The 21,171-nt window shown below is 74.4% G+C and carries 22 protein-coding genes; 11 read left to right on the top strand and 11 right to left on the bottom strand.

From position 1 onward, the window contains the following. Window positions 1–100: 100 nt before the first annotated feature. Together ACI798_RS07620 and yaaA are read right to left on the bottom strand one after the other, a co-directional pair. Window positions 101–2,713 carry a SpoIIE family protein phosphatase gene (locus ACI798_RS07620; protein ID WP_457047611.1) on the bottom strand — a complete coding sequence of 871 codons (2,613 nt, stop codon included), beginning with the start codon at window positions 2,711–2,713 and terminating at the stop codon, window positions 101–103. Between the two features lie 155 nt (window positions 2,714–2,868). After that, the gene (gene yaaA / locus ACI798_RS07615; protein ID WP_457047610.1) at window positions 2,869–3,618 is read right to left on the bottom strand and encodes a peroxide stress protein YaaA; all 750 of its coding nucleotides are present in this window, start codon (window positions 3,616–3,618) and stop codon (window positions 2,869–2,871) included. 219 nt (window positions 3,619–3,837) lie between these two features. On the opposite strand from yaaA, the gene fdhA reads away from it, so the two are divergent. Continuing rightward, complete coding sequence (gene fdhA / locus ACI798_RS07610; RefSeq protein ID WP_456942042.1) at window positions 3,838–5,055, top strand: formaldehyde dehydrogenase, glutathione-independent; 1,218 nt, start codon at window positions 3,838–3,840, stop codon at window positions 5,053–5,055. Window positions 5,056–5,143: 88 nt separating this feature from the next. On the opposite strand, the gene ACI798_RS07605 is transcribed toward fdhA, so the two are convergent. The 3 genes from ACI798_RS07605 to ACI798_RS07595 form a co-directional block, all read right to left on the bottom strand. Beyond that, complete coding sequence (locus tag ACI798_RS07605) at window positions 5,144–6,241, bottom strand: spore photoproduct lyase family protein (RefSeq protein WP_457047609.1); 1,098 nt, start codon at window positions 6,239–6,241, stop codon at window positions 5,144–5,146. 87 nt (window positions 6,242–6,328) lie between these two features. Continuing rightward, complete coding sequence (locus tag ACI798_RS07600) at window positions 6,329–6,709, bottom strand: nuclear transport factor 2 family protein (protein ID WP_456942044.1); 381 nt, start codon at window positions 6,707–6,709, stop codon at window positions 6,329–6,331. A 54-nt stretch (window positions 6,710–6,763) separates the two neighbouring features. Further along, window positions 6,764–7,117: an ArsR/SmtB family transcription factor gene (locus ACI798_RS07595; RefSeq protein ID WP_456937117.1), complete on the bottom strand. Its 354-nt coding sequence runs from the start codon at window positions 7,115–7,117 to the stop codon at window positions 6,764–6,766. Window positions 7,118–7,219: 102 nt separating this feature from the next. Between ACI798_RS07595 and arsM the strand changes: the two genes are divergently transcribed. Genes arsM through ACI798_RS07580 form a run of 3 tightly spaced genes read left to right on the top strand, consistent with a single transcriptional unit; the run spans window position 7,220 to window position 9,497 of the window. Next, window positions 7,220–7,963 (top strand): arsenite methyltransferase, encoded by a 744-nt coding sequence (gene arsM / locus ACI798_RS07590; RefSeq protein WP_456942045.1) that lies wholly within the window; start codon window positions 7,220–7,222, stop codon window positions 7,961–7,963. Further along, window positions 7,960–9,093, top strand: coding sequence for an ACR3 family arsenite efflux transporter (gene arsB, locus ACI798_RS07585; RefSeq protein ID WP_457047608.1), 1,134 nt, complete (start codon window positions 7,960–7,962; stop codon window positions 9,091–9,093). The genes arsM and arsB overlap by 4 nt, the downstream gene beginning before the upstream one ends. Beyond that, entirely contained in the window at window positions 9,090–9,497 is a 408-nt protein-coding gene (locus ACI798_RS07580; RefSeq protein ID WP_456942047.1) for an arsenate reductase ArsC, read from the top strand. The genes arsB and ACI798_RS07580 overlap by 4 nt, the downstream gene beginning before the upstream one ends. A 25-nt stretch (window positions 9,498–9,522) precedes the next feature. On the opposite strand, the gene ACI798_RS07575 is transcribed toward ACI798_RS07580, so the two are convergent. Further along, entirely contained in the window at window positions 9,523–10,992 is a 1,470-nt protein-coding gene (locus ACI798_RS07575; RefSeq protein ID WP_457047607.1) for an aldehyde dehydrogenase family protein, read from the bottom strand. 193 nt (window positions 10,993–11,185) lie between these two features. Here ACI798_RS07575 and ACI798_RS07570 point away from each other — a divergent pair, with 193 nt between their 5' ends. The 4 genes from ACI798_RS07570 (at window position 11,186) to ACI798_RS07555 (ending at window position 15,308) form a co-directional block, all read left to right on the top strand. After that, complete coding sequence (locus tag ACI798_RS07570; RefSeq protein ID WP_457047606.1) at window positions 11,186–12,076, top strand: TauD/TfdA dioxygenase family protein; 891 nt, start codon at window positions 11,186–11,188, stop codon at window positions 12,074–12,076. A 127-nt stretch (window positions 12,077–12,203) separates the two neighbouring features. Further along, window positions 12,204–13,166, top strand: a complete 963-nt coding sequence (locus ACI798_RS07565; RefSeq protein WP_457047605.1) for a glycine betaine ABC transporter substrate-binding protein — start codon at window positions 12,204–12,206, stop codon at window positions 13,164–13,166. Between the two features lies 1 nt (window position 13,167). Then, complete coding sequence (locus ACI798_RS07560; RefSeq protein ID WP_456942051.1) at window positions 13,168–14,376, top strand: quaternary amine ABC transporter ATP-binding protein; 1,209 nt, start codon at window positions 13,168–13,170, stop codon at window positions 14,374–14,376. Then, window positions 14,373–15,308 (top strand): ABC transporter permease, encoded by a 936-nt coding sequence (locus ACI798_RS07555; RefSeq protein ID WP_456942052.1) that lies wholly within the window; start codon window positions 14,373–14,375, stop codon window positions 15,306–15,308. Before ACI798_RS07560 ends, ACI798_RS07555 begins: the two co-directional genes overlap by 4 nt. Window positions 15,309–15,329: 21 nt before the next feature. Here the strand turns inward: ACI798_RS07555 and ACI798_RS07550 are convergent, their stop codons facing one another. Then, a complete protein-coding gene (locus ACI798_RS07550) occupies window positions 15,330–16,133 on the bottom strand; it encodes an exodeoxyribonuclease III (RefSeq protein WP_457047604.1) in 804 nt (267 codons plus the stop codon). Window positions 16,134–16,348: 215 nt separating this feature from the next. Here ACI798_RS07550 and ACI798_RS07545 point away from each other — a divergent pair, with 215 nt between their 5' ends. Continuing rightward, window positions 16,349–17,935: an LCP family protein gene (locus ACI798_RS07545; RefSeq protein WP_457047603.1), complete on the top strand. Its 1,587-nt coding sequence runs from the start codon at window positions 16,349–16,351 to the stop codon at window positions 17,933–17,935. Window positions 17,936–18,003: 68 nt separating this feature from the next. Here the strand turns inward: ACI798_RS07545 and ACI798_RS07540 are convergent, their stop codons facing one another. After that, window positions 18,004–18,393 (bottom strand): VOC family protein, encoded by a 390-nt coding sequence (locus ACI798_RS07540; RefSeq protein WP_456942055.1) that lies wholly within the window; start codon window positions 18,391–18,393, stop codon window positions 18,004–18,006. Further along, window positions 18,378–18,674, bottom strand: coding sequence for an ArsR/SmtB family transcription factor (locus ACI798_RS07535; protein ID WP_457047602.1), 297 nt, complete (start codon window positions 18,672–18,674; stop codon window positions 18,378–18,380). Before ACI798_RS07535 ends, ACI798_RS07540 begins: the two co-directional genes overlap by 16 nt. A 100-nt stretch (window positions 18,675–18,774) precedes the next feature. On the opposite strand from ACI798_RS07535, the gene ACI798_RS07530 reads away from it, so the two are divergent. Beyond that, complete coding sequence (locus ACI798_RS07530) at window positions 18,775–18,996, top strand: hypothetical protein (protein WP_456942057.1); 222 nt, start codon at window positions 18,775–18,777, stop codon at window positions 18,994–18,996. A 69-nt stretch (window positions 18,997–19,065) separates the two neighbouring features. After that, window positions 19,066–19,266: a hypothetical protein gene (locus tag ACI798_RS07525; protein ID WP_456942058.1), complete on the top strand. Its 201-nt coding sequence runs from the start codon at window positions 19,066–19,068 to the stop codon at window positions 19,264–19,266. A gap of 70 nt (window positions 19,267–19,336) precedes the next feature. On the opposite strand, the gene ACI798_RS07520 is transcribed toward ACI798_RS07525, so the two are convergent. Both ACI798_RS07520 and ACI798_RS07515 read right to left on the bottom strand, forming a co-directional pair. Next, the gene (locus ACI798_RS07520) at window positions 19,337–20,548 is read right to left on the bottom strand and encodes an acyl-CoA dehydrogenase family protein (RefSeq protein ID WP_456942059.1); all 1,212 of its coding nucleotides are present in this window, start codon (window positions 20,546–20,548) and stop codon (window positions 19,337–19,339) included. Window positions 20,549–20,671: 123 nt separating this feature from the next. Beyond that, a complete protein-coding gene (locus ACI798_RS07515) occupies window positions 20,672–21,109 on the bottom strand; it encodes a DUF4383 domain-containing protein (RefSeq protein ID WP_457047601.1) in 438 nt (145 codons plus the stop codon). Window positions 21,110–21,171 lie beyond the last annotated feature (62 nt).

The raw sequence follows: 21,171 nt of genomic DNA, 5'->3' as shown, positions 1-21,171 counted from the left end.
TCCAGCTCCCTTGGTGCCCTGCGGGGTCGGTGTGCCACGGACGCTAGGGAGGGGCGGGTCCCGGGGGCTTCTCGATTCCTGACCGGATCCGGCGGGGTGGTCAGCGGTAGGAGGGGCTCGCCGGGTCCTCGGGGACGACGTCGGGCACCCGGTTGGGGCCGGCGTCGGGCGGGCGCGGCCGGTCCTGCGGGTGCAGCCGGACCGCGACGAGCGCGACGTCGTCCTCCGGGCGGCCGTCCACCAGCCGGTACAGCACCTCGTCGAGCAGCCCGTCCAGCCGCTGGTCGGCGAGCTCGCGCAGCGCCTCGCGCAGGCGGGCCATGCCGGCGTCGAGGTCGGCGTCGCGGCGCTCGATGAGCCCGTCGGTGAACAGCAGCACGGTGGCGCCGCGGTCGAGGGTGACCACCGACTCCTCGCGGCGGGCGTCGGGGTCGACGCCGAGCAGCAGGTCGCCGCGCCAGGTGGCCAGCTCGGCCACGCTGCCGTCGGGGTTGATGACCAGCGGCGGCAGGTGCCCGGCGTTGGCCCAGCGCATCCGGGTGACGCCGCGCTCCCGCTCGTCGTCGGTCTGCTCGAAGCGGGCGACGGTGGCGGTGGCGAGGACCCGGGTCTGCAGCACGGCCATCGAGGCGTCCAGGCCGCGCAGCACCTCCCCGGGGCCGGCGTCGCTGTAGGTGGCGATGCCGCGCAGCAGGGCCCGCAGCTGCCCCATCGCGGCCGCGGCCTCGGTGTCGTGGCCGACGACGTCGCCGATGACCAGCATGGTCGCCCCGCCCGGCTGCAGGAACGCGTCGTACCAGTCCCCGCCGACCCGTGCGGCCTCGGCGGCCGGCAGGTAGCGGACGGCGATCTGGGCGTGGTCGGGCTCGGGCGGCTCGGTGAGCAGGCTGCGCTGCAGCCCCTCCGCGAGGGCCCGCTGCTGGCCGTAGAGGCGGGCGTTGTCCAGCGCCAGGCCGGCCCGGTCGGCGACGTCCTGGGCGGTGGCCAGGTCCTCCTCGCGCGGCGTCCAGCCGGACCGCCAGAACAGCGTCATCACGCCGAGCGTGCGGTCGCGGCCGCGCAGCGGGATCGAGATCGCCGACTCCGGGGCGAGCGCCCTCAGCAGGTCGCGGGCCTCGCCCTCGGCCAGCAGGTCGAGCACCGCCTCGCCGCGCTCCATCACCGGCTCGCCGGTGAGCAGGGCGCGCATGAGCGGCGCGGTGGCCGGCATCGCGTCGAGCCGGACCGCGGCGTAGCGCTCCACCAGGGCGCGGGCCGAGGGGACGGCGTGCCAGTGCCCGACGTCCCGCGGGCGGCCGTCGGGGTCGACGACGGTGACGATGCACCAGTCGGCGAGCGCCGGCACCACCAGCCGCGGCAGGTGCCCGGTCGCCGTCTGGGGGTCCAGGGCGCCGGCGAGCTCGGCGCTGACCTGGGCAAGCAGGGCCAGCCGCTGGGCGGCGCGCTCGGCGCGGTCCTGCACGCGGCGGCGCTCGGTGACCTCGAGGAAGTAGACCGACAGGCCCTCCGGGCTGGGCCAGGCGCGCAGCTCGTACCAGCCGTTGAGCGGCGCGGGGTAGTGCGCGTCGAACTGGACCGGCGTCCCGGTGCGGACGGCGGCGCGGTAGTTCTCCTCGAACGCGCTGGCGACCGCGGCCGGGAACGCCGTCCACAGCTCCTGGCCGAGCAGCTCGTCGCGGCTGCGGCCCAGCAGCCGCTCGGCCTCGGCGTTGACGTGCGTGAACCGCCACTCGCGGTCGAGGGAGTAGAAGCCGGCCGGCATGGCCTCGAGCACCCGGGTGACGCGCACGCCGGCGGCCCGCTCGGCGGTGGTGTCGTAGGCGGCGCCGAGCACCCGGGTCGCCGCGCCGCGCTCGTCGGTCAGCGTGCGGCCGCGCGCCTGCACCCAGCGGGTCTCCCCGCCCGGCCACACCACGCGGTACTCGGCCTCGTAGTCGCCGCGGCTGTCGATGCTGGCCTGCAGCGCGTCGGTGACCCGCGGCAGGTCGTCGGGGTGGACCCGCGCGTTGAAGTCCTCGATGGTGCCGCCGAAGTCCTCGGGCGTGTACCCGAACATCTCGATCAGCTGCGTGTCCCAGGTCAGCTCGCCGGTGTGCAGGTCCCAGTCGAACGTGCCGATCCCGGCGGCGTCGATGGCCAGGCCCCAGCGCAGCCGGTCGCTCTCGTACTCGGTGCGCAGTGCGGCGAGCTCGAGCTCGGTGACGGCGGCCGCGGCGAGCTGGCGCAGGGTGGAGACGTCGCTGTCCGACCACGGCCGCGGGGCCGGGGCCACGACGCACAGGACGCCGACCGTGTGGCCGGCGGAGTCGATCAGCGGGACGCCGAGGTAGGCGCCCACGGCGCCGGAGGCCACCTGCGGCAGCTCGGCCGCGCGGGGCTCGGCGTGGGCGTCGGGGACGACGAGGGGCGCCCGCTCGGCGGCGGCGACGGCGCAGGCGGTCGTCTCGAGCGGGTTCTCGCTGCCGACCGTGCCCGGTGGCAGCCCGGCGCCGCTGACGACCACCTGGACGTCGTCGATGAGGGACAGCTGGGCGACCGGGGCGCCGAGCAACCGGGCGGCGAGCTCCGCGAGGCGGTCGAGGACGACGCTGGCGTCACGCAACCGCAGCCGGTGGGCGGCCTCGGCGCGGGGACGGTCGGCCTTGAGCAGTTCGGCGGCGTCGCGCAGACCCGGGACCCGGGGCTCGGGCAGGAGCCCAGACGTGTCGTGCACCGAACCCCTTCACGCGGCCCACGGCCGACTTCCTCTACACGGCGGCCCGGCCGGTGTTGGGTCCGGACGCCGCGTACATCGTAAGCGACGTCCATTGCGGTCAACAGGGATCACGGAGAAAAACGCCAAGGTCACACGAGGTGACGGCGCGCCCCTCAGGCGGCCGCTGGGAGGACCAGGGTGAGCGCGTCGGCCCCGTCGTGTTCCACGTGCAACCCGGCCCGCCGCAGCAGCGTGCGCACCCGGGCGGCGTCGTCCGGCTCGGCCGTCGTCGTGGCCAGCAGGCGGGCCACCCGTCCCTTGTGCGCCTTGTTGGCGTGGCTGACCACGGTGCGGCTGCCGTCGCCCCGCTCGCTCAGGACGTCGACGGTGACCGCGCCCGGGACCGGGGCCAGTGCCTGGTACGCCCCGCTGCGCAGGTCGACGACGAGCTCCCCGGAGGCCGCGAGTGCCGGGCCGAGGACCGGGCGCCACAGCGTCCGCAGGGTGGGCAGCCCGGGGAGCGCGGAGCCGGCGGAGAGCCGGTAGGCCGGGATGGCGTCGGTCGCGCGGACCAGGCCGAACAGGGCCGAGCCGACGGCGAGCCGGCGGTCGGCCCGGGCCCGCTGGGCGCGCGTCAGGGTGCGGACGGCGAGGGTGTCGTAGAGGACGCCCGTGTAGCGCTCGACCGCCGGCGCGGTGGGGCTGGTGCACAGGGTGGCGTTGCGGGCGAGCTCGGCGTCCTGGCCGGCGGACAGACCCAGCGCCGCGCGGGCGGCGGGCGGGTCGGCGGCGAGCCGGACCAGCGCCTCGACCAGCCGGGCGCGCAGCGGGGTGAGCTCCGGCGTCGAGAGTGCGGCGAGGTCGAGCGGGGCGCCGTCACCGCCCGGGGACTTGGTCTCCGAGGGCGGGAGCAGTACGAGCACGACCGGCGACGGTACGTCGCAACGTGCCGTGCCGCGGCAAGGGGTCGGTGTCGTCGCCGAGACCTTTCCGTGACCCAGGCCACACTCGGACCCCGCCGGACCCCGAGACCAGGAGTCCCGTCCTGGCGCGGGGGCGGCACCAGGGCCGCGCCGACCGGCGCGGCGACCGAGACGGTGTCCGGCACAGCGCCGTGCCGGCTGCCGAGAGGAGGCACGTCCGTGGCGAACAAGGCGGTCATGTACATGGGTCCGGGCAAGGTCGAGGTCGCGGACCTGGACTACCCGGGGCTGGAACTGAAGGAGGGCCCGGGCGTCAACCCGGCCAACGTCGGCCGCAAGACGCCCCACGGCGTCATCCTGCGGACCGTCGCCACCAACATCTGCGGCAGTGACCAGCACATGGTCCGCGGCCGGACGACGGCGCCCGAGCGGCTGGTCCTCGGTCACGAGATCACCGGCGAGATCGTGGAGAAGGGGCCCGACGTCGAGTTCCTCGAGATCGGCGACATCGTCAGCGTGCCCTTCAACATCGCCTGCGGCCGCTGTCGCAACTGCAAGGAGGGCAAGACCGGGATCTGCCTGAACGTCAACCCCGACCGCCCCGGCTCGGCCTACGGCTACGTGGACATGGGCGGCTGGACCGGCGGGCAGGCCGAGTTCGTGATGGTCCCGTACGCGGACTGGAACTGCCTGAGGTTCCCCGACCGGGACCAGGCACTGGCGAAGATCCGCGACCTGACGATGCTGTCGGACATCTTCCCGACCGGCTACCACGGCTGCGTCACCGCCGGCGTGGGCACCGGCTCGACGGTCTACATCGCGGGCGCCGGCCCGGTGGGGCTCGCCGCGGCCGCGTCCGCGCAGCTGCTCGGCGCCGCCGTCGTCATCGTCGGCGACCTCAACGCCGACCGGCTGGCCCAGGCCCGCAGCTTCGGCTGCGAGACCGTCGACGTCTCCCAGGGCGACCCGAAGGACCAGATCGAGCAGATCCTCGGCACCCCCGAGGTCGACTGCGGCGTCGACGCCGTCGGCTTCGAGGCGCGCGGGCACGGTGCGGACGCCTCGCACGAAGCGCCGGCCACGGTCCTCAACTCGCTGATGGACATCACCCGGGCCGGCGGCGCGCTGGGCATCCCGGGCCTGTACGTGACCGGCGACCCGGGCGCGGTCGACGACGCGGCCAAGGAGGGGTCGCTGTCGATCCGGCTGGGCCTGGGCTGGGCGAAGTCGCACGCGTTCACCACCGGCCAGTGCCCGGTCATGCGCTACCACCGCCAGCTGATGATGGCGATCCTGCACGACAGGGTGCAGATCGCGAAGGCGGTCAACGCGACGGTCATCCCGCTCGAGGAGGCCCCGCGCGGCTACCAGGAGTTCGACCAGGGCGCGGCGAAGAAGTACGTGCTCGACCCGAACGGCCTCATCCCGGCCGCCTGACCCCGGTCGCCCGATCCCGACGATCATGGCGCCGTGACCGCCGCCGGCCCGTCCGGCACGGTCCCGGCGCCATGATCGCGGCCGGGACTCAGGTCCAGTAGAGGAAGCGGGCCTGCGGCAGCCGGTCGGCGACGGCGGCCTCGAACCAGGGGCGCAGCTCGGCCATCGTCTCCCTCGGGTAGACGTGCTTGACCGAGCCGAACCTGCCCCGCTTGGTGGTGCGCCGGGACTCGTCCATCTCGAGCTTCGTCCGCGGGTACCAGTCGAGCAGCGTCTCCTTGCTGCCCGGCGTGAACCGGTGGGTGATGCACTCGACGGTGAGGTCGGCGTCCGCCGGCAGCGCCGCCGCGACGGCGTCGAGCAGGGCGCCGTACTCCTCGCGCCAGCCGTCCACCGGCATGATCGGCGCGATGGTCAGGCCGACCGGGTAGCCGGCGCGGGCGACGGCGGCCAGGGCGGCGACGCGCGCCTCGACCTGGGCCGTGGCGCCCTCGAACCGCCGGGCCACCGGGGCGGCGTTGAGACTGAACCGCAGCCGGGTGCGGCCGCCGTGCGGCAGGCCCAGCAGGCCGGCGACGTCGTCGAACTTGGTGGTCGCACGCAGCTGCACGGGGCCCGGCCACGCGTGGGTGCCGAAGTGCTCGACCATGCGGACCAGGCCGCCGGTGAGGTGCTCGATCGCCAGCGGGTCGGTGTAGCAGGACGCCTCGAACGTCGTCCCCTCCCCGCCGCGTTCGAGCGTGCCGGAGGTGACGCCGCCGCGGCCGACGTAGGCGTCGAGGCCCGCGAGCACCTCGTCGAGGTCGGCCCACACGCGGGTGATGGGCGGGCCGGACAGCGAGCCGGCGAGGTAGCAGTACTGGCAGTGCGCCGGGCAGCCCTCGGCCAGGTCGAGCCGGAAGTCCGCCGACGGCGGGATCGGCTGCAGTCGGCGCTTGGACGGCGGCGGCACGACCAGCGCCATCGTGTCCTTGGCGGCCATGAACGCGGCGCGGTCGTCGTCGCCGCGCAGGGAGGGCAGCCGGTCGCCGGGCAGCAGGTCGATCGCGTCGACGCCGGCGCCCTCGAGGCGGCGCAGCACGCGCTGCCCGTGCGGGCGCTCGGCGGCCGAGCGCGTGACGAGGACGCGCTTCGGCGTCCACAGGCGGGTGGGGGAGGGGGCCTCGAGCGGGGCGGGCGCGGTCATCGACGGGTACAACACCGCGGTGCCCCCGCCGATGCCCCTGCGGGGGACGTCTTCGCAGGTCAGCCCGTGAGTCGGGACACTCCGGGGTCAGGGCGCCGCCCGCCAGCGCGCCCGCCACTCAGGCGCCTCCCAGGCCTCGCCGATGTAGATCGTCTCGCGGGCCACCCGGTCGCCCCGGAACTCGTAGACGGCTGGTCCGTACATCCACGGACCGCCGTCGTAGCGGGCGCGCACCTCCACCACCCAGAAGTCGTCCCGCCCCCGCACGCGGACGACCTCCAGGTCGACCCGTGCCGGGTAGTCCCGACGCCACTCCCGGAAGTTCGCCACGCCCTCGAACCGCTCGCCGGACTGCGGGAACTCGAGAACGGCGTCCTCGTGGTAGATCTCGCTGGCGCGGTCCTCGTCGCCTGCAGAGCTGTGACGGACGTAGTGCTCCAGTGCGGCCCGGACGGACTGCTCGTCCATGACCTGATGCTCCCCGCCGGATCCCCGGACGTCGATGAGTGCCGGGTCGCGGACTCAGGACGCGGTGGTCGTGAGGACCGCGGCGAGGGAGTCCAGGGCCCCGGGCACGAGGGCGTAGTAGGCCCACACGCCGCGCTTCTCGCGGGTGAGCAGGCCCGCGTCGACGAGGACCCGGAGGTGGTGCGACACCGTCGGCTGGGACAGGCCGAGGGGCTCGACGAGGTCGCACACGCAGGCCTCGCCGCCGTCGTGGGCGGCCACCAGCGACAGCAGCCGGAGCCGCGCCGGGTCGGCGATCGCCTTGAGCGTCCCGGCCAGCGTGGCGGCGTCGGCGGCGCTCAGGGGTGCGCGGACCAGCGGCGCGCAGCACGCGTCCGTCCCCGGGGCCAGCGGCAGCGACGTCGTCACGGCGCCAGTGTCGCACCGGACATCCACGGACGTCGATATCGACAACCGTCGATGCCTGTGGCACCGTCCTGTCATCGACGTCCATCGATGTGTGGAGGAGCCATGACCGGGACCGAGGCGGACCTGCGGGAGCAGGTCCGGGCGCGCTACGCCGCGGCCGCGCAGGAGGTCGGCGGCGGCTGCTGCGGCCCGGCGGCCGGGGACGACGGGCGCTTCGGCGCCGGCCTGTACGACGCCGCGGCCACCGAGGGGCTCCCCGACGAGGCCGTGCTGGCGTCGCTCGGCTGCGGCAACCCGGTGGCAGTCGCCGACCTGCACGAGGGGGAGCGGGTGCTCGACCTCGGCTCCGGCGGGGGCATCGACGTGCTGCTCTCGGCCCGCCGCGTCGGCCCCACGGGTTTCGCGTACGGCGTCGACATGACCGACGAGATGCTCGACCTCGCCCGCGCCAACGCGGCGGAGGCCGGCGCGACGAACGTGGAGTTCCGCAAGGGCACCATCGAGGACCTCCCGCTCGCGGACGCGAGCGTCGACGTCGTCATCTCCAACTGCGTCGTGAACCTGTCGACCGACAAGCCCGCGGTGCTCGCCGAGACCTTCCGCGTGCTCGCCCCCGGCGGGCGCATCGGCATCTCCGACGTCGTCGCCGAGGACTCCGTGACCCCGGCCGAGCGCGCCGAGCGCGGCTCCTACGTCGGCTGCATCGCCGGCGCGCTGTCCCGGTCCGAGTACCTCGAGGGTCTCGCCGCGGCCGGCTTCGCCGACGCCTCGGTCACCTTCACGCACGAGGTCGCGCCCGGCCTGCACGGCGCGATCGTGCGGGCCGTCAAGCCCGCGGCCGCGTGAGCGACGCCGTCGCCGAGCGCCCCCGCGCGGGCACCGGCCCGGAGGCGCCCGTCCTCGCCCGCCTGACGACCCTGGACCGCTTCCTGCCGGTGTGGATCGCCGCCGCGATGGCGCTCGGCCTCACGCTGGGCCGCTGGGTGCCGGGGCTCGGCGACGCCCTGTCGGCGGTCGAGGTGGGCGGCGTCAGCCTGCCCATCGCGGTCGGCCTGCTGCTGATGATGTACCCGGTCCTGGCCAAGGTCCGGTACTCCGAGCTGGACCGCGTCACCGGCGACCGCCGGCTGCTGGCCGCCAGCCTGGTGCTCAACTGGCTGGTCGGCCCGGCGCTGATGTTCGTCCTCGCCTGGGCGCTGCTGCCCGACCTGCCCGAGTACCGCACCGGCCTGGTGATCGTGGGCCTGGCCCGGTGCATCGCGATGGTGCTGGTCTGGAACGACCTGTCCTGCGGTGACCGCGAGGCCGCCGCCGTCCTGGTCGCGGTCAACTCGGTGTTCCAGGTCCTGGCCTTCGCCGCGCTGGGCTGGTTCTACCTGCAGGTGCTGCCGGGGTGGCTCGGCCTGCCGACGACGTCGGCGGAGTCCAGCGTCGGGGCGATCGCCGTGTCGGTGCTCGTGTTCCTCGGCGTCCCGCTCGCCGCCGGCTTCCTCACCCGCACGCTGGGGGAGCGGGCGCGTGGCCGGGACTGGTACGAGGAGCGGTTCCTGCCGCGGATCGGACCGGTCGCGCTGTACGGGCTGCTGGTCACGATCGTCGTGCTCTTCGCGCTGCAGGGCGACGCCGTCACCTCGCGGCCCTGGGACGTCGCCCGGATCGCGCTGCCGCTGCTCGCCTACTTCCTCCTCGTGTTCGGCGGGGGTTTCCTGCTCGGCATGCGGCTGCGCCTCGGCTACGCCAGGACGGCGACCCTGGCCTTCACCGCGGCCGGCAACAACTTCGAGCTGGCCATCGCCGTGGCGATCGGCACCTTCGGCGTCACCTCCGGCCAGGCGCTGGCCGGCGTGGTCGGCCCGCTCATCGAGGTCCCCGTCCTCGTGGCCCTGGTGTACGTCGCCCTGTGGGCCGGCCGGCGGTTCTTCCCCGGTGACCCCGTCGCACCACCCCGTCCCCTCCTCCCAGGAGCAGTCCGATGACCTCCCGCCCCAGCGTCCTGTTCGTCTGCGTGCACAACGCCGGCCGCTCGCAGATGGCCGCCGGCTGGCTGCGCCACCTCGCCGGGGACGCCGTCGAGGTCCGCTCGGCCGGCTCCCTGCCCGGCGACCGGGTCAACCCCTCCGCCGTGGAGGCGATGACCGAGGTCGGGATCGACATCACCGACCAGCGGCCCAAGGTCCTCACGACCGAGGCGGTCGAGGCCTCCGACGTCGTCATCACCATGGGCTGCGGCGACGCCTGCCCGGTCTTCCCCGGCAAGCGCTACCTCGACTGGGAGCTCGAGGACCCGGCCGGCAAGGGCGTGGAGGCCGTGCGGCCCATCCGCGACGAGATCGAGCGGCGGGTCCGCGCGCTGGTCGCCGAGCTGGTGCCCGCCCGCTGACCCGCCCGGTGCGACGGGGCGGAGCTCAGTCGAGCCAGCCGCTGCGGCCCGGCGACCGCCGCCGCCACACGTGCTTGAGCTCCCGGTACTCGGCCAGCCCGGTGGGTCCGAGCTCCCGCCCGACGCCGGACTGCCCGCGCCCGCCCCACTCCGCCCCGGGGACGTAGGGGTGGTAGTCGTTGATCCACACCGTGCCGCAGCGCAGGGCGGCGGCGACCCGCTCGGCGCGCTCGTCGTCGCCGGTCCACACCGCCCCGGCCAGGCCGTAGGCGGTGTCGTTCGCCAGCGCGACCGCCTCCTGCTCGTCGGTGAAGGTCTCCACGGTGAGGACCGGCCCGAAGACCTCCTCGCGGACGACGGCCATGTCCCGCCGGCACCCGGTCAGCACCGTCGGCCGGTAGAAGAAGCCGTCCCGCAGCGCCGGGTCGTCGGGACGGCGTCCGCCGGCAGCCAGGACCGCGCCCTCGGCCAGGGCCCCGGCGACCATCTCCTCGGTCCGCGCCCGCTGCGCCGCTGAGACCAGCGGCCCGGACTGGGTGTGCTCGTCCCGCCCGTCGCCCAGCCGGACCGCCTCCGCGCCGGCGACCAGGCCGGCCACGACGGCCTCGTGCACGTCGGCGTGCACGATCAGCCGCGAGCCGGCCGAGCAGACCTGCCCCGCGTGCAGGAAGGCCGCGTACAGGGCGTTGTCGACCACCACGTCCACGTCGACGTCGGGGAAGACGACGTTCGGGTTCTTGCCGCCGAGCTCGCAGTGCACCCGCTTGACGGTGTCCGCGGCGGCGCGCAGGACGGCGCGGCCGGTGGCGGTGCCGCCGGTGAAGCTGACCAGGTCGACGTCGGGGTGCGCGACCAGCACCGCCCCGACCTCCCCGTCGCCCAGCACCAGGTTGGCCACCCCCGAGGGCAGGCCGGCCTCGGCCAGCAGCGACAGCAGGTGCGCGGTGGTCAGCGGGGTGAGCTCGCTGGGCTTGACCACCGCCGTGCAGCCGGCCGCCAGTGCCGGTGCGAGCTTCCAGCTGATCTCGAGCAGCGGGTAGTTCCAGGGCGTGACGAGCGCGCACACGCCGGCGGGCTCGGCGACGACCCGGCTGTCGACCCCGGGGCCGGCGTCCACGGGCCGGGTGACGTCGACGACCGCGAGGTCGGCGTAGTACCGCAGCACCGCGACCACGTCGTCGACGTCGGCCCGGCTCTCGCGCAGCGTCTTGCCGGTGTCGCGGGTCTCCAGCAGCGCGACGTGCTCGCGGTCGCGGACCAGCAGGTCCGCGGTGCGCTGCAGCAGCGCCGCGCGCTCGGCCGCGGGCAGGCCGGACCACTTCCCGGACTCGAACGCCGCCCGCGCCGCCGCGACCGCGCGGTCGACGTCACCCGGCGTCGCGGCGTCGTGCGCGAGCACGAGCGACCCGTCGAACGGGTCGAGGACCCGCAGGACGCGGCCGGGGCGAGCGTCCTGCCACGTCCCGTCGATGAACAGCGAGCCGGGCACGGACACGGCGGGACCCCTCGTCGTCAGGAGGCGGGAACACCCGCTACGGTAATCCCCATGCAGTCGGTCGGGATTGTGCGGATTGCGCTCGTCGAGCGCCGGCACGTCGACCTGCTGCGGTGCGCGAGCGCGCTCTGTCGGGCCTGAGACCCGTCCCCGGCCCCGTCCGCTCGTCCGCACCCACCCCTGGAGACCTCGCATGACCCTGCTCGCCGCTGCCCCGACCACGCCCGCCGTCGACGGCGGCGTCCTCGACCTCGAGCGCCTGGAGCCGACCATCGGCGCCCGGGTCCACGGCGTCGACCTCGCCCGCGCCACCGACGAGCAGGTCCGGGCGATCCGGGCCGCGCTCGCCGAGCACAAGGTGCTGTTCTTCGCCGGCCAGCACGACCTGCACCCCGACGGCCAGATCGCCCTCGGCCGCCGCCTGGGCGAGGTCACCGAGTCGCACCCGGTCGTCCCGGGTGTCGACGAGGAGCACCCCGAGATCTACGCGCTCGACAGCGCCACCGGTGGCTTCGCCGACGTCTGGCACACCGACGTCACCTTCGTGCGCCGGCCGCCGCTGGGATCGGTCCTGCGGGCCGTCGTCCTCCCGCCGACCGGCGGTGACACCCAGTGGGCCGACCTGGAGCTGGCCTACCGCTCGCTCAGCGAGCCGCTGCAGCACCTGGCCGACCAGCTCGTCGCGGTGCACGACGGCACCCGCGAGTTCGGCTACTACATCGCCCAGCGCGAGGAGCGCACGACGTGGGAGGGCGAGGAGTACCGGGCGCTGGTCCCCGTCTCGCACCCGGTCGTGCGGGTGCACCCCGAGACCGGCCGCAAGGGGCTGTTCGTCAACCCCGGCTTCGTCTCGCACATCGAGGGCGTGTCCGACGCCGAGAGCCGGTACCTGCTCGACCTGTTCTACGCGCACATCACCAAGCCGGAGCACGTCGTGCGGCACCGCTGGTCGGTCGGTGACGTCGTCATGTGGGACAACCGGTCGACGGTGCACTACGCCAACCGCGACTACGGCGACCAGCGCCGTGTCATGCACCGCATCACCCTCCGGGGCGACGCCCCGGTCGGGCCCGCGGCCGTCTGACCCGGGCCGCCGCCCTCTCCCGACCGATCGCGGTACGAGGCGCAGGCTCCTCCAGGGGGCCTGCGCCTCGTACTGTGCCCACACCTGCTGCGGCCCGTCCGGGCCCCGTCCCCAGGAAGAGGACCCCATGCAGCGCACTCCCCTCCGCTCCCGCACCTCCGCCGTGGCGCTCGCCGCCTTCCTGACCGCAGCCCTCGCCGGGTGCACGAGCGAGGAGGCGGGCTCCGGCGGCAGCGGCGGCGGTGGCGACGGCGTCACCGTCCAGACCGCCCAGTTCAGCTGGACGGCCGCTGGCCTGACCAACGCCATCCTGGGCGAGATCGCCGCGGACAACCCCGACCTCGGCGTCGCCTCGCTGGCGACCACCCAGCTCGACCCCGCCGCCGCCTGGGCCGGCGCCGCGCGCGGTGACATCGACCTGCTCACCGAGGTGGCGCTGCCCAACCAGCAGGAGCTGGCCGACTCGGCCGCCGACCGGGTCGAGATCGTCTCGGAGACCTACGGCGACGCCGCGCAGGGCTGGTTCGTGCCGGCCTACGCCGTCGAGCCGGGCGGGCCACTGGAGGGGCTGACCAGCGTCACCCAGCTCAACGACTACGCCGAGCAGCTCGGCAACAAGTTCTACGACGCCGACCCCGGCTACATCACCACCGAGCAGAACGCCAAGCGGCTCGCGGGTTACGGCATCGAGCTGGAGCACGTCGTCTCCAGCGAGGCCGCCGAGCTCGCGCAGCTGGAGAACAGCTACAGCCGCGAGGAGCCGATCGTGCTGTACCTGTACCACCCGCACGCGGTGTTCGCGCAGTACGACATGGTGCAGCTCGAGGAGCCCACGCCCTACACCGAGGGCTGCCTCACCGAGGGCGACGGCGCCTGCGCGATGCCCTCCTACAGCGCCAACATCGCCGCCAGCAACGAGCTGCGGGACCAGGCCCCGGGCTTCGTCGAGCTGCTGACGAACTTCCGCATCTCCGTCGAGGAGATGGAGGAGATGCAGAAGCAGGTCGACGTCGACGGCGAGGACGTGGCCACGGTGGCGCGCGGGTGGGTCGACTCCCACGGCGACCAGATCGACGAGTGGATCGGCTGACGTGACCGCGCCGGTGCTGCGCGTCTCGGGCCTGACCAAGGTCTTCGGGGCGCGGGAGCAGGAGGCCCTGCGGCTGGCCGGGGAGGGGCTCGGGCGGGACGAGATCCAGCGGCGCACCGGGGCGACGCTCGCCGTCCACGACGTCAGCTTCGCCGTCGAGCGCGGTGAGCTGTTCGTCGTCATGGGGCTGTCGGGGTCGGGCAAGTCGACGCTGGTCCGCCTGCTCAACCGGCTCATCGAGCCCAGCGCCGGCACCGTCGAGGTCGAGGGGCGAGACCTGCGCGCGCTCGACGACGCGCAGCTGCGCGCGGTGCGCAACGACAAGATGAGCATGGTGTTCCAGCACTTCGCGCTCATGCCGCACCGCACGGTCCGCGAGAACGCCGCCTACGCGCTCAAGGTCCGCGGCGCGAGCGCGGCCGAGCAGCGCGAGCGGGCGGACTGGGCGCTGGGGACGGTGGGGCTGCTCGAGCGGGCCGACGCCCGGCCCGACGAGCTGTCCGGCGGCATGCGCCAGCGCGTGGGCCTGGCCCGCGCGCTGGCCGCCGACTCGGAGGTGCTGCTCATGGACGAGCCGTTCTCCGCGCTGGACCCGCTGATCCGCCGCGACATGCAGGACCTGCTCGAGCGGCTGCAGTCGGAGCTGGCGAAGACCATCGTCTTCATCACCCACGACCTCAACGAGGCCATGCGGCTGGGCGACCGGATCCTCATGCTCAAGGACGGGCGGACGGTCCAGCTCGGCACCGGCCCGGAGATCATCTCGGCGCCCGCCGACGACTACGTCGCCGACTTCACCTCCGACGTCGACCGGACCCGGGTGCTCACCGCCGGCGACCTGCTGCGCGAGCCGCGGCTGACCGCCCGGATCGGCGACGCACCCGGCGACGTGCTCCGGGCCCTGGGCGCGGCCGAGGCCAACGGCGTCTACGTCCTCGACGACGGCGGGCGGATCGCCGGCGTCGCCCGGGACGACCTGCTCGCCCGCGCGGTGCACGAGGGCCGGTCCGCCCTCGGCCCGCGCGAGCTGGTCGCCGACCACGCGACCATCGCGGCCGACCGCCCGGTCGTCGAGTTCGTGCACCTGGTCGGGCGGCACCCCGTGCCGCTCGGCGTCGTCGACGACGGCGGGCGGCTGCTCGGCGTCGTCCCGCGGGCCGCGGTGCTCGACGCGCTGTCGGCCGTCCCGGTCCGGGGGAGGCGCCCGTGATCCCGCACATCCCGCTCGGCCAGTGGGTCGCCGACCTCATCGACTGGCTGCTCGCGACCGTCCCCTGGCTGTTCGACGCCATCTCGAACGTCATGCAGGTCCTCGTGGACCGGCTCACCGACGTGCTGGTCTCCCCGCCGCCGGTGGTGTGGATCGTGGTCTTCACCGTGCTCGCCCTGCTGCTGCGCGGCCCGTGGCTGGCGCTCTACACCGTGCTGGCGTTCCTGCTGGTGGTCTCGCTGGAGCTGTGGGTCGAGACCATGCAGACCCTCGCGCTGGTGCTCGTGGCCGCGGTCATCGCCGCGGCGATCGGGATCCCCCTCGGGATCCTGGCGGCCCGCTCCCGGGCCGTCAGCATGACGGTCCGGCCGGTCCTGGACTTCATGCAGACGCTGCCGGTGTTCGTCTACCTCATCCCCGCCGTCTTCTTCTTCGGCGTGGGCGTCGTGCCGGGGGTCGTGGCGACCATCCTGTTCGCCATCCCGCCCGGCGTGCGGCTGACCGAGCTGGGCATCCGGCAGGTCGACCGCGAGGTGGTCGAGGCGGCGCAGGCCTTCGGCGCCCGCCCGGGGCAGGTGCTGCGCGAGGTCCAGCTGCCGCTGGCGCTGCCGTCGATCATGGCCGGCGTCAACCAGGTGATCATGCTGGCGCTGTCCATGGTGGTCACCGCCGGCCTGCTCGGTGCGGCCGGCCTCGGCGCGGTGGTGGTGCGGGCGGTCACCCAGCTCGACGTCGCCAGCGGCTTCGAGGGCGGCCTGGCCGTGGTCCTGCTGGCCATCTTCCTCGACCGGCTGACCGCGTCCTTCGGGCAGCAGACCGCCCTGTCCCGGATGCTGCGCCGACGCCGGCGGCCCGCCGAGCGGGCCGCGTCGGCCCGGGCGGCCGAGCCCGAGGTCGCGTCGTCGCCCGCCGGTGCGCGCGTCACCACCTGACGGCGGCCGCCCGCCGGGCCCTCAGTCCGCCAGCTCGACCACCACGGGGGCGTGGTCGCTGGCGCCCTTGCCCTTGCGCTCCTCGCGGTCGATGAGCGCCGCGCTCACCCGGCCGGCCAGCTGCGCCGACCCGAGCACGAAGTCGATCCGCATGCCCTCGCGGCGCGGGAAGCGCAGCTGCGTGTAGTCCCAGTACGTGTAGACGCCGGGGCCGGGGGCCAGCGGCCGGACGACGTCGGCGTACCCGGCGTCGACGACGGCGCGGAACGCCTCCCGCTCGGGCACCGAGACGTGCGTGGAGTGCGCGAAGACGCCCATGTCCCACACGTCGTCGTCCTGGGGGGCGATGTTCCAGTCGCCGACCAGCGCGACCTGCGCGGCCGGGTCGGCGGTCAGCCAGCCGCCGGCCGCGGTGCGCAGCGCGGCCAGCCACTCGAGCTTGTAGTCGTAGTGCGGGTCGCCGAGCTGCCGGCCGTTGGGCACGTACAGGCTCCACACCCGCACCCCGCCGCAGGTGGCGCCCAGCGCCCGGGCCTCGGCGGCGGGCTCGGCGCCCTCCTTGGCCGCCCACGTCGGCATGCCGGGGAAGCCCACCTCGACGTCGGCCAGCCCGACCCGGGAGACGACGGCGACGCCGTTCCACTGCGAGTGCCCGACGTGCGCCACCTGGTAGCCGAGCTCGGTGAACCGCTCCTCGGGGAACTGGTCGTCGCGGCACTTGGTCTCCTGCAGCGCCAGGACGTCGACGTCGCGGCGCTGCAGCCACGCCGTCACCCGGTCGACCCGGGTCCGGATGGAGTTGACGTTCCAGGTGGCGAGGCGCACGGTCCCCGAGCCTAGGTGGCACCGGTGGTCACCGCCGGAGCCCGTCCGGACACCCCCCGTGACCAGGGGAGACGCACCTCACGCCCGTTCGGGTGCCCGGGCGCGGTGCTGGGTACGGAGACGGCCGTGACCGCCAGCCGTGAGTGGGATCATGACCGGATGACCAGGACCCGTGGGAGCGAGACGAACCGGCCCGGGGCGTCCCGGGTGCGTCCGTGAACGAGGACGTCACCCGGCCGATCGGCGACGCACCGTCCCTCCCGCCGGTGCCGCCGGGGCAGAGAGCGGCCCGCCGCGGGCGCAGCCGCCGGCAGCGGCCCGAGTCGCGGTCCCTCGGGGCGGTGCTCGGCCTGACCGCCGCCAACGCCGTCGTCCCCGGGACCGCGTTCCTGGTCTCCGGGCGGCGCCGCCTCGGCGCGGTCGTCCTGGTCCTGTTCCTGCTGGTCGTCGGCGCCGGCGTCTGGCTGGCCACCGCCGGCCGGCGCACCGCGGTGCGGCTGGCCGTCGACTCCACCTCGCTGAACTGGGTCGTCGCCGCGCTGGCCGTGCTCGCGCTCGCCTGGGCCGTCGTCGTCGTCACCGGCTACCGGTCGCTGCTGCCGCGGCGCAGCTCCGGCCCGCGGCACGTCGTCGGCGCCGTCCTGGTGGCCCTCCTCGTCGCGGGGATCGCCTACCCGGCCTACCGCGTCGGCACGGTCGCCGTCGCACAGCGGGGCCTGCTCGACGGCCTCTTCGCCGACGACCGCGAGTCGGCCACCGTCGAGGACACCCCGGACCCGTTCGGCAGCAAGGACCGGGTGAACGTCCTGCTCCTGGGCGGGGACGGTGGCGAGGGCCGCGAGGGCGTGCGCACCGACACCGTCATCGTGGCCAGTGTCGAGACCGAGACCGGTGAGACGACGCTGTTCAGCCTGCCCCGGAACCTGGAGGACCTGCCCTTCCCGGCCGACAGCCCGCTGGCGGAGGTCTACCCCGACGGCTTCGAGTCCGGCAGCGAGAGCGAGAGCCTGCTCAACTCCGTCTACCGCAACGGGCCGGCCGACCACCCGGACGTCCTCGGCCCCACCGACGACCCCGGCGCGGACTTCCTCAAGCTCGGCGTCGGCGAGGCGCTCGGCCTCGACATCGACTACTTCGTGCTGGTCAACCTCGACGGGTTCAGCCGGCTGGTCGACGCCCTGGGCGGCATCACGGTCAACGTCAACTACTACGTGCCGATCAACGGCATCACCGGTGAGGAACTGCCCGACGACTACATCGCGCCGGGAGCCAACCAGCACCTCGACGGCTACCTCGCCCTGCAGTTCGCCCGCGGCCGGTACGGGCTCACCGACTACGACCGCATGGACCGGCAGCGCTGCACCATCAAGGCGATCGTCGACGAGGCCGACCCGATCACCCTGCTGGAGCAGTACCAGGAGCTGGCCGCGACGACGCAGGACATCGTCAGCACCGACATCCCACGGTCGGCGCTCGACGACTTCGTCGACCTGGCGTTCCTGGTCAAGGACGCCGAGATCCGCAGCGTCGTCTTCGACCCCAGCCTGATCGACCCCGCGTACCCGGACTACGACCGGATGCGCCAGATCGTGCGCGACTCGCTCGCCCCCGCCCCGGCGACGGCCCCGCCGCCGGCGCCGGGTGACTCGGCGGCTGGGTCCGACGGCGACACCGGCGGCGACCAGACCCCGGCGCCGCCCCCGGCCGCGCCGGCCACCGACGTCGGGGACGCCTGCGCCTACGACCCGGCCCAGGCCCAGGCCGCCCTCGACGCAGGCGAGCCGCCGTCCCGCAACGGCTGAGGAAGGACCCCGTCCCCCCACCCTTCGCACGCTCAGGGCGGGACCCGGGACGGGGCCGTTCCAGCACGTCACCCGGTGGGGCTGGCGATCTGGACGAGGTTGCCGCAGGTGTCGTCGAGGACGGCGGTGGTCACCGGGCCCATCTCCAGGGGCTCCTGGGTGAACCGCACGCCCAGGGCCTTGAGCCGCGCCGTCTCGGCGTGCACGTCGGCGACGGTGAAGGAGTTGTAGGGGATCCCGTCGGCCACCAGCGCCTCCTTCCACGGCCGCGCCGCCGGGTGGGCGTCGGGCTCGAGGACCAGCTCGACGCCGTCGGGCGCCTCGGGGGAGACGACGGTCAGCCAGCGGTGCTCGCCGAGCGGCACCTCGGTCTTCTTCACGAAGCCGAGCACCTCGGTGTAGAAGCGCAGCGCCTTCTCCTGGTCGTCGACCAGCACGCTGGTCAGGGTGATCCGCACGGGCCTTCCTCCGTGTCCAGCCGCCACCTCTCGACGATGGCGTGCAGCGGCGCGGTGTCCAGGTGGTGGAACTTGTAGCGACCCTCCCGCCGGGTCCGGACCAGCCCCGCCTGCTCGAGGACGTCGAGGTGCTGGGAGACGGCCTGGCGCGACGAGCCCACCCCGTGCCGCTGGATCAGCCGGGCGCACAGCTCGAACAGCGTCTGGCCGTCCCGGTCCTGCAGCTCGTCGAGCAGTGCACGCCGGGTCGGATCGGCGAGGGCCCTGAACACGTCGCCCACGGCCGGACGATACGCAAGCGCGCGCTTGCCTGTCCAGCCCGCGCCGTCTGGTTGGCTCGGGCGGGGAGCCGGTCCGGGGACCGGCGGGAACGGAGGCGACATGGGCGGCGGACCGGCACGGCCCGGGGACGGCGGGACGACGGCGCGGCGCGAGCGGCTGGTGGCGCTGCTCGTCCTCGGCATCGGGGTGGTGCTGCTGGTGTCCTCGCCGACGTGGTTCGCCAGCGACCGGGGCGGCGTCGGCGTCGCCCAGCTGTTCGTGGGCGTCGTCCTGCTCGCCGTCGGCGGCTTCCTCCTGCGGCGGTCGCGCACGGTCCGCTGACGTTGCGGCGCCGGGGTGACCGGCACCACACTCCGGGGGACCCAGCGGGCCCCAGGACGGAGGACGCACGTGAAACTGGAGAAGCGGCACCTGCTCGAGATCCTGCGCACCGAGGGCGACCACCGCACCGCGGACGCGGTGGAGAGCCGGTTGCCCGACGAGATCGACACCGACCGGGACGCCGACGCGCTGTCCGGGGTCGGCCTGGACCGCACCCAGTTGCTCGCCAAGCTGGCCGCCGGGGGCTTCGGGACGACGCTGTCCCCGTGACCTGACCCCGGACGTGCGACGGGCCGGCACCTCGTCGAGGTGCCGGCCCGTCGTCGAGCGGGAGTCGGTGTCAGCCGACCCAGGGGCGCTCGCGGGCGAGCTCCTCCTTGGCCACCGACCGCAGGTGCACCGCGTCCGGGCCGTCGGCGATGCGCAGCGTGCGGGCCGAGGCGTAGAAGCGCGCGAGCACGGTGTCGTTGCTGACGCCGGCGCCGCCGTGCACCTGGATCGCCCGGTCGATCACGTCGCAGGCGACGTTCGGCGCGATCACCTTGATGGCGGCGATCTCGGTGCGGGCGCCCTTGGCGCCGTACTTGTCGATCAGGTCGGCGGTGCGCAGCACCAGCAGCCGGGCCTGGTCGATCTCCATGCGCGAGCGGGCGATCGTCTCGCGGACGGTGCCCTGCTCGGCCAGCGGCCGGCCGAAGGCGACCCGCTTCTGCGCGCGGTCGACCATGAGCGCCAGCGCCCGCTCGGCCATGCCCAGCGCGCGCATGCAGTGGTGGATGCGGCCGGGGCCGAGCCGCGCCTGGGCGATCATGAAGCCGTCGCCCTCGCCGGCGAGGATGTTGCTCACCGGGACCCGGACGTCGGTCAGCCGCATCTCCGAGTGGCCGTGCTGGTCCTGGTACCCGAACACCGGCAGGTGCCGGATGATCTCCAGGCCTGGGGTGTCGCGCGGCACCAGGACCATCGACTGCTGCCGGTGCGGGGCGCCGTCGGGGTCGGTCTTGCCCATGAGGATGAAGATCTGGCAGCGCTCGTCGGCGGCGCCGCTGGTCCACCACTTGCGGCCGTTGATCACGTACTCGTCGCCGTCGCGGACGATCGACGTCTGGATGTTGCGGGCGTCGGAGGAGGCGACGTCGGGCTCGGTCATCGCGAACGCCGAGCGGATCTCGCCCTCGAGCAGCGGCTCGAGCCAGCGCTGCTTCTGTTCGGGCGTCCCGAACATCATCAGCGTCTCCATGTTGCCGGTGTCCGGGGCGCCGCAGTTGGTGACCTCGGGGGCGATCGTGGGCGACCAGCCCATGATCTCGGCCACCGACGCGTACTCGAGGTTGGTCAGCCCCCCGAGCTCGTGGTGGAAGAGGTTCCAGAGACCGCGGGCGCGGGCCTCCTTCTTGAGGTCCTCGAGGACCGGCGGGTGCTCGTGGTTGTCGTGGCCACGCTCGGCGCGCCACGCCTCGTATACGGGCTCGGCGGGGAAGACCTGCTCACGCATGAAGTCCCACATCCGGCCGCAGACGTCCTCGGCTCGGGCGGAGAGGGCGAAGTCCATGCCCGGAAGGTAGACCGCCGCGTGACCGGCGTCGCACGGGGGTCGCGCGCCGTCCGGGTCCGGGGACGGCGGGAGCCGGGCACCCGCGGCGTGGCGGGCACCCGGCCCCGGGTGACGCCTTCCTCAGGCGCGCGAGGCGCGGACAGCCGCGTTGACCGGGCCGAGCGCGAGCACCAGGCCCACGATGGCGGTCGCGATGTGCAGCGCGTTGTCCGCGGCGTTGATGTTGAGGACGTCCCAGTCCTTGCCCGACGCGATCAGGCCGTAGACGAAGGCCGCGCCGTAGCCGACCGCGAGCAGCCAGCCGTAGGTGCGGGCGCCGGCCAGCGTCCGGGACAGCGCGATGCCGGCGATGCCGATGAGGACGTGCACCACGTTGTGCAGCGGGTTGATCATGAAGAACAGGAGCATCTCGTCCTGTCCGTGGCTGGCGAAGCCGTCGAAGCCGGTGACGAAGAAGCCGACGACGCCGACGAGCAGGTAGACCACGCCGAAGGCGAGGGCGAGCATCTGGGGCCAGGCCATCGCCGGCCGTGCGCCGGTGTTCCCCGTGGTGGCCATGGGTTTCCTCCGTGTCCGAGTGGGTCGCCGTCTGCCGGCGGTGCACCGGGTCTTCGGACGCC

This window comes from Geodermatophilus sp. SYSU D01045, assembly GCF_054050295.1.
Note: the sequence above shows the minus strand (reverse complement) of the source record. Positions and strands in the feature narration are given on the sequence as shown.

Coding starts and splice junctions, on each gene's coding strand:
- ACI798_RS07520 (WP_456942059.1), bottom strand. CDS start 20,548: ATGGACTTCGCCCTCTCCGCCCGAGCCGAGGACGTCTGCGGCCGGATG.
- arsM (WP_456942045.1), top strand. CDS start 7,220: ATGACCGGGACCGAGGCGGACCTGCGGGAGCAGGTCCGGGCGCGCTAC.
- ACI798_RS07605 (WP_457047609.1), bottom strand. CDS start 6,241: ATGACCGCGCCCGCCCCGCTCGAGGCCCCCTCCCCCACCCGCCTGTGG.
- ACI798_RS07600 (WP_456942044.1), bottom strand. CDS start 6,709: ATGGACGAGCAGTCCGTCCGGGCCGCACTGGAGCACTACGTCCGTCAC.
- ACI798_RS07565 (WP_457047605.1), top strand. CDS start 12,204: ATGCAGCGCACTCCCCTCCGCTCCCGCACCTCCGCCGTGGCGCTCGCC.
- ACI798_RS07580 (WP_456942047.1), top strand. CDS start 9,090: ATGACCTCCCGCCCCAGCGTCCTGTTCGTCTGCGTGCACAACGCCGGC.
- ACI798_RS07530 (WP_456942057.1), top strand. CDS start 18,775: ATGGGCGGCGGACCGGCACGGCCCGGGGACGGCGGGACGACGGCGCGG.
- ACI798_RS07570 (WP_457047606.1), top strand. CDS start 11,186: ATGACCCTGCTCGCCGCTGCCCCGACCACGCCCGCCGTCGACGGCGGC.
- ACI798_RS07515 (WP_457047601.1), bottom strand. CDS start 21,109: ATGGCCACCACGGGGAACACCGGCGCACGGCCGGCGATGGCCTGGCCC.